Source organism: Microcystis sp. M49636_WE2 (assembly GCF_030065375.1).
GTDB lineage: Bacteria > Cyanobacteriota > Cyanobacteriia > Cyanobacteriales > Microcystaceae > Microcystis > Microcystis aeruginosa_C.
The window spans coordinates 1-1,329 of the sequence record NZ_JASJFG010000929.1 but is presented as its reverse complement, the minus strand read 5'-3'; the positions used below and the strand labels follow the sequence as shown (position 1 = coordinate 1,329).

Annotated in this window: 2 protein-coding genes; one reads left to right on the top strand and one right to left on the bottom strand. The window is 46.0% G+C overall.

Annotated elements, in window-relative coordinates; all coding sequences use genetic code 11:
* The first annotated feature begins 43 nt into the window (after positions 1-43).
* Positions 44-205: a CAB/ELIP/HLIP family chlorophyll-binding protein gene (locus tag PX484_RS21250; RefSeq protein ID WP_487353236.1), complete on the top strand. Its 162-nt coding sequence runs from the start codon at positions 44-46 to the stop codon at positions 203-205.
* A gap of 382 nt (positions 206-587) precedes the next feature.
* Here PX484_RS21250 and PX484_RS21245 read toward each other — a convergent pair.
* Positions 588-1,329 (bottom strand): NAD-dependent epimerase/dehydratase family protein (locus tag PX484_RS21245; protein ID WP_288105405.1); only part of this gene is annotated, 742 nt, incomplete at its 5' end.

Genomic DNA, 1,329 nt, shown 5'->3' with positions numbered 1-1,329 from the left:
GTTACATTTAATATCAAGCACTTGAATCAAATGCAATTTTATTATAGGAAGGCAATTCACCATGGATAAGCAAGAAAACAAACTCGGCTTCACCGCTTTCGCTGAAAACTGGAATGGTCGTTTAGCCATGCTCGGTTTCGTTATTGGCGTAGCTACGGAATACTTAACCCACAAAGGCATCCTTGCTCAATTAGGCTTAATGTAATTTCAGCCTCGATTGGTGTGCATCTACAATCGTCTTGAATAAATTATTAAAAAAAGGGGAGGAGCATAGCTCTTTCCCTTTTTAAGTGGGAGGTTGGGGAGATTTTTCAGTCATCGGTAAACAATAATCACTGATCGTGAAGCTAAGTAGCTGGTTATAATTAAATTAGAAATGGATTTTAGGTTCGATCCCCCCTGCCCCCCTTGATAAGGGGGGTGCCGGTAGGCGGGGGGATCTGATAGTTTTTGAGTAGAAAAGGGATTTCTCGGAGAAACCCCTTTTCTGTGCGTTACTCAGACAATAACCTCGCGCACTGGGAAGCGGAACCCTGAAACCATTTTTTAGCAAGGCTTCCACTGATATTCAGCCAACCCTAATTAACTTAACAATATAATCCCTGAATCCACTGCCATTCTTGGGCTAATCCTTCGGCTAAAGAGACTTGGGGATTATAACCTAGAATAGTACGCGCTTTGGTGACATCGGCGGCGGTGTGACGGGCATCTCCCCGGGCCAATCCTTGATGCGATCGCTTAATAGGTTTACCGATGACTTTTTCCATGGTATCCAAGACATCCAGTAAAACCACGCGACTGCCACCACCAATATTAAACACCTCACCCACCGCTTCCGGCACGACGGCAGCGGCTAAATTAGCGGCTACAGCATCGCTAATGAAGGTAAAATCGCGGGTTTGTTTGCCATCCCCGTAGATGCCGATTGGTTTACCCGCGATCGCTGCTTGAAAAAACTTATGGAAAGCCATATCGGGACGTTGCCGCGGTCCATAAACGGTGAAATAACGCAAGGCAGTGACGGGAACGTTAAAATTCTGGTGATATAGCCAACAGAGTCTTTCTGCCGCTAATTTGGTGATGCCGTAGGGTGAAACTGGTTGGGGACAGAGGGTTTCCGGAGTCGGCATCGTTTCCGCATTGCCATACACCGAGGAAGTGGAAGCAAAAACCATCCGTTGTAAAGAAGGGGTTTCCTTAGCGGCCTCAAGAATAATTTGAGTAGCATTTATATTCCTTTCGGTATATTGACGAAATCCATCACCCCAGCTTGCTCTGACTCCTGCTTGGGCTGCCTGATGGAATAATACTTCTACTCCTTGCAACAGT